This window comes from Streptomyces sp. NPDC005151, from assembly GCF_053599875.1.
In genome coordinates, this window is the sequence record NZ_JBSFYR010000201.1 from 1 (window position 1) to 4745 (window position 4745).

General features: G+C 70.9%; 5 protein-coding genes. 2 read left to right on the forward strand and 3 right to left on the reverse strand.

Translation table 11 applies throughout. From position 1 onward, the window contains the following. Window positions 1–113: 113 nt before the first annotated feature. Window positions 114–371, reverse strand: coding sequence for a hypothetical protein (locus ACWD6R_RS39815; protein WP_451823229.1), 258 nt, complete (start codon window positions 369–371; stop codon window positions 114–116). A gap of 238 nt (window positions 372–609) precedes the next feature. Between ACWD6R_RS39815 and ACWD6R_RS39820 the strand changes: the two genes are divergently transcribed. Then, on the forward strand, window positions 610–1194 hold the full coding sequence (locus ACWD6R_RS39820) for a hypothetical protein (RefSeq protein ID WP_451823230.1): 585 nt from the start codon (window positions 610–612) through the stop codon (window positions 1192–1194). A 141-nt stretch (window positions 1195–1335) separates the two neighbouring features. Further along, window positions 1336–3135: a S8 family serine peptidase gene (locus tag ACWD6R_RS39825; protein ID WP_451823231.1), complete on the forward strand. Its 1800-nt coding sequence runs from the start codon at window positions 1336–1338 to the stop codon at window positions 3133–3135. Window positions 3136–3216: 81 nt separating this feature from the next. On the opposite strand, the gene ACWD6R_RS39830 is transcribed toward ACWD6R_RS39825, so the two are convergent. Both ACWD6R_RS39830 and ACWD6R_RS39835 read right to left on the reverse strand, forming a co-directional pair. Beyond that, a complete protein-coding gene (locus tag ACWD6R_RS39830; RefSeq protein ID WP_451823232.1) occupies window positions 3217–3897 on the reverse strand; it encodes a hypothetical protein in 681 nt (226 codons plus the stop codon). Between the two features lie 241 nt (window positions 3898–4138). Continuing rightward, window positions 4139–4501, reverse strand: a complete 363-nt coding sequence (locus ACWD6R_RS39835) for a DUF6233 domain-containing protein (RefSeq protein WP_451823233.1) — start codon at window positions 4499–4501, stop codon at window positions 4139–4141. Window positions 4502–4745 lie beyond the last annotated feature (244 nt).

The following is a 4745-nucleotide window of genomic DNA, read 5'->3' on the forward strand; positions in this document are numbered from 1 at the left end:
TCCGCTGATCCTTGCATCACACCCGATCGGCCATGGCCCTTTCAGGACCGGACGATCACTGTCAACGGCCCCGGCTCGGCCACCACCGGCTCGCATTTTTTGATCTTGCGCACCTATCTGCGATCTCTCGGTTTGGTGTGGGTCTGCAGCTCGGGGTACTGGCCAGTGACGTCCAGCCCGGTGGCTGACAGCAGCCGGACGGTGCCGTCCCCGGGCAGATGGGCGATCACCCGGGCCCCGTTCCACAGCGTCTCGAACGCGTACTCGGCCTCCTTCTTTGGTCTCGGTGGCGGGCCCGCCACCGCCAGCATCGGCGACAGCGGCGGCAACTCAGACGCACCGTGAGCGCCGGAAGACGGCTGCACGCTCATCTCTCCAGCCTGCACCCCGGCAGCCGGCCTCGGCCAGTCGCCCTGGCGGCCGCACCGCCGGATGGGACAGCCACGTGTGCCCAGGTGGACCTCTCCGCCGGCGGCACTCCCCTTGGCGGTATGTCCCGGAATGTATTCTTCGTCGGTTGGTGGTTTGCTGCTCGATGGCGGCGGCGGACCGGCTTTCAGGTTCGGCGCCTGGCCGTGTCCACCCGCAAGGCTCAAGGAGGAGTCCCGCATGTCCGTCTACACCCCCCAGCAGATCAGCCAGCCCCAGACCCAGCAGCCGTTCGGCCAGCAGCAGCCGTTCGGCCAGCAGCAGCCCTGGGGGCAGCAGGGCCAGGGCCAGCAGCCGTTCGGCCAGCAGATCGCCGGGCCGCAGCAGCAGCTCGCGCAGGTGGTTCAGCAGTCGATCCAGCAGGCCTGCCAGCAGGCGAGCCAGCAGGTGGCGCAGCGCATGCAGCAGACGCTGCAGCAGATCCAGCAGGTTCAGCAGCAGCTGCAGCAGCAGGGCTTGGCCCACCAGGCGCACCCGTACCTGGCTGTCGCGCTGCACCACACCCTTCTCCAGGGCGTGCGGAGCGCTGTGGAGCAGTCCGTGCAGCAGGCGCTGCCTATCGCGATCCTGACGCTGGTACAGCAGAGCCAGCAGGGCCAGCAGGGCCAGCAGGGCCAGCAGGGCCAGCAGCAGTTCGGCCAGTTCCCGGGCCTGCAGCCGCAGGGCCAGATGGGACAGGGCGGCCAGTTCCCGGGGCTTGACCAGGGGCAGGGCATGTTCGGGCAGCAGCCGCAGTACGGGCAGTTGTCGCCTCTGGGCATGTAACAGCCCCTCGCGCCGGGCGGCGAGGCGCCGCAGTGACGGGCTGCGTGGTGGGGGCGAGGTGCCGCTCCCACCAAGCAGCGGCTTGCGCGACGTGATGTGACAAGTGAAGCAACCCTTGAGTGTGAGATGGCGGTTTGTGTGATGGGTGAGCAAGGCGGCGGTGTGAAGCCGGGCAACGGCGGCAAGGGCAAGGCCCAGGCGCAGGAGGCCGCGGCGACACAGCCGAGCGAGGCAGCGGACGGTACGGGTGAGCCGGCCGGACGTGGCGGGGAGGCACAGGCGCTCGGATATACCCAGGGCCGGGGGGTTAGGGCGGGGTGGGGCCGGTATCTGGTGGCGCCGCGCCCGATGGGCATGCTGGGCGGCGGGGTGCCACCGATCGAAGCGGCCGCGCTGTTCACCCTGCTGGAGGAAGACCCCGAGGTGGAACCGGTGGCACAGCTGCGCCCGTCCCGTCCCCGGGGCTTGGGGGCGATCACGGAGCCGCATCCGGCCTGCCCTCCGGTCGCGGTGGTCACGATGCCCGAGCAGCGGGCCCGCGCTTTGGCGGCGAACCCGCAGGTGGTCGTGGAGATCGACCAGCCCCTCGCCTACACCCCCACCCCACCGATCAGCGCCGGCATGGGCACTGCGGTGCCGGTGGTGGACCCGATGCTCGCCATCACCCTGGAGGAGCCCGGAACGGTCAGGCTGCGGGTGGTGGGCGGTGACGGTCAGGCGGTGGCCGGGGCGCACGTGTGGGCGATCGGCAGCAGTATTCCGGTGCACGGGGTCACGGGCCGCGACGGGCGGGTGAGCCTGACGCTGGCGGCGGACACGCCGGACACCCTCCAGGGGCTGTATGTGCGGCCCGTCAGCGGCTACTGGCCGCTGCGGACCGGCCGCCCCGATCTCACCGAGGGCGGGGAGGCGGTGGTGGAGGTACAGGCCCTGGCGGAGACGTTCGAGGGCTCCCCCGGCCGGGCGCTGACGGGCTGGGGGGCGCAGGCAATGCGGCTGCACCAGATCCCCCCGACCTACCGCGGACACGGCATCAAGATTGCGCTCATCGACTCCGGAGTGAACACCGCCCACCCCGACCTCAAAGAGAGCGTCCGGCACGGCCACGACCTCACCACCACCGTCGGCGCCGGAAACGGCACCTGGACAGTGGACGCGTGCGGACACGGCACCTGGTGCGCGGGAGTGATTGCCGCGGCCGACAGCCGCACCGGCATCACCGGGATCGCGTCGGAGGCCGAGCTGCACGCACTGAAACTGTTCCCCGGCGGGCACGTCAGCGACCTGCTCCGCGCGGTCGACTACTGCGTTACGCATGACATCGACATCGCCCAGATCAACCTCGCCTACGCGTTTCCGTCGCAGCTCATGGCGTGGAAGCTGCTGGATGCGCACGCGGCCGGGATCACGGTCATCGCCCCCGCCGGCGACACCGCCGGCCCCCTCACCCAGCCCGCCGCCCTGCCTGGGGTCCTCGCGGTGGGGGCGATCGCGCACACCGGCACCTACCCGTCCACCGCTCCTCTCGCGGCGGTGCAGCCGCCATGGCCCGGACCCTATCCGGCGCCGTTCACCCCCACCTGGCCGGGGGTGGACCTGGTCGCACCGGGCGCGGCGGTCATCACCACCGCACTGGGAGACGGCTACACCCCTGCCGACGGCACCGCGATCGCCGCCGCCCACGTCACCGGCCTCGCCGCCCTGCTCCTGGCCCACCACGACCATCTGCGTACCCAGGTCATGCCCCGCATCCCGGCCCGCGCCGACCACCTGTACACGCTGCTGCGCACCGCCTGCCGGCCGCTGCCGGGCGCCGATCCGGCCCGCGTGGGTGCCGGGATCGCGGACGCCCCCACCGCCCTCGGCATCCCCGCCAGCTGGCAGCAGGATTACCGGTCCGAGCAGATGTCCGCAGAGGCCGGAGCCTACCCCCGCAGCTGAACACAGCGCGCAGGAATTCCGTCCCCCGGTGGCGGCGCCGGGGGACGGAACCCGACAGCCGGCAAAGGACGCCCAGGGGTGTCAGCCGAACAGGTCGCGGACCCGGATCGTGCGCACCCGCATCCACCGGGCCCGGCTCGGAGGCAGCCGCCCGCCCAAAGCGGCAACCGACGCCTCCCCGGAGGGTGGGTGTGAGATGGCGTACATGGGTGGCGACGGGTGCGGCATCGACAGTGTCACAGCGCCGCGCTTGTCCTTCGGGGAGAGGAGCGCCGCTGCCGAGGGCGAGGGCCGTTCGGCGGCCGAGGCCTGGATGCGGCGGGGGCGTCCGGCCTCTACGTCTTTGAGCGCAGCTGCCAGCGTGCTCGGTGTCATCCCCGCTGCCCGCGCCAGCACGGACATCGACAAGCCAGGGTGGGACCCAATCAGATGGCGGATGTGCCGCATTGCGGGAGCAGCGTCGGTGGACCGGCCGCCGTATCCGCATCCGGGCTGCGGCAGGTCGGCCACCCCGACCGCCAGCAGCCTGTCCGCCAGCACGCGCGAGACCGCCCGACCTTCACCACCACCGCGAGCAGCGTCGTGCAGCAGCGACTTCACCGTGGAAGCGGCCACGCCAGCACACCGCGCGACCGCTGCCACCGACACGTCCGGACGCTGTTCCAGCAGACCCTGGACATGAACGAACACCGGCCGCGCGCTGACGCGGCCGTTACCCGAGGCAGGGTTGGAACCCAAAGAGTTAACCAGTTCGTGGAACACGGGAGCAGCCGGGCGTGGAAGCCGCTGATGTGGGCACTCTTCGCCCGCCGCGCGGCGCTCACCGGCCCGACTTTACACAGCGGATACGCCGACTGCGGCGGGGATGCCCCTCGGTCAGCGGCGATGTCCTCCTGCCGTCGCTGATACAGGGCGGGGGATTGTGATCGGGCAGGTGCGGTGGTGGCCTGTGCGTCCTCGAGGGAGGACAGGCGCGATCGGTACGGGTTGGCCTCGTGCCGCCTCAAGGAGACGGGGGCTCGTCTTCAGTAGTCAGGGACCCTGCCGCGTCGCATTCTTTGCATGCTGCTGCGCGGGGCTGGCCAAGCGCGGTGAGGGCCTGTTCCCGGTCCAGCCTCTGGCCGCCGGGTGCGCAGCCGATGACGTGCACGAGCGTGGCGCCTGGATGGCCAGGTCGATGTGGCAGGTGCTGAACCGTCCAGGCCGGTTCCACATTCGTGGGCAGGCCGCTGGCTGCCGAGGACAGGCGATGGGTGGGTACCTGCTCGTAGGAGACACCCAGAACAGGGCGCGCCTGCACGGGACTTACCCAGGCCCGATGCTCGACCGGTTCCACACCATCGCTTGTGCTGCCCCGCCACATCATGACGCCGATGTGATACCGCCAGCCGTCCCGCCCTTGCCGACGGGCATGAAGTCGCGCTCGTATCTCCTGGCCGTCTGGCAGCACGACAACAATGGGCGGCGGATCCTGAGGGTTCTCGTCCTGGCTCACACGGTCACCGCTTCCATCCTCTAGTGCTGCCCCGCGCAAGTTCGTGGAGGGGTGTTGATCAGGGCGTCGGGTCGCCGAGGTAGAAGCCGCAGGCGCAGTCCAGGGCGTCTTCGGG

Bases quoted from the DNA above. Each gene is read 5' to 3' on its own strand.
- ACWD6R_RS39815 (WP_451823229.1), bottom strand. From the start codon at position 371: ATGAGCGTGCAGCCGTCTTCCGGCGCTCACGGTGCGTCTGAGTTGCCG.
- ACWD6R_RS39835 (WP_451823233.1), bottom strand. From the start codon at position 4,501: ATGATGTGGCGGGGCAGCACAAGCGATGGTGTGGAACCGGTCGAGCAT.
- ACWD6R_RS39825 (WP_451823231.1), top strand. From the start codon at position 1,336: ATGGGTGAGCAAGGCGGCGGTGTGAAGCCGGGCAACGGCGGCAAGGGC.
- ACWD6R_RS39820 (WP_451823230.1), top strand. From the start codon at position 610: ATGTCCGTCTACACCCCCCAGCAGATCAGCCAGCCCCAGACCCAGCAG.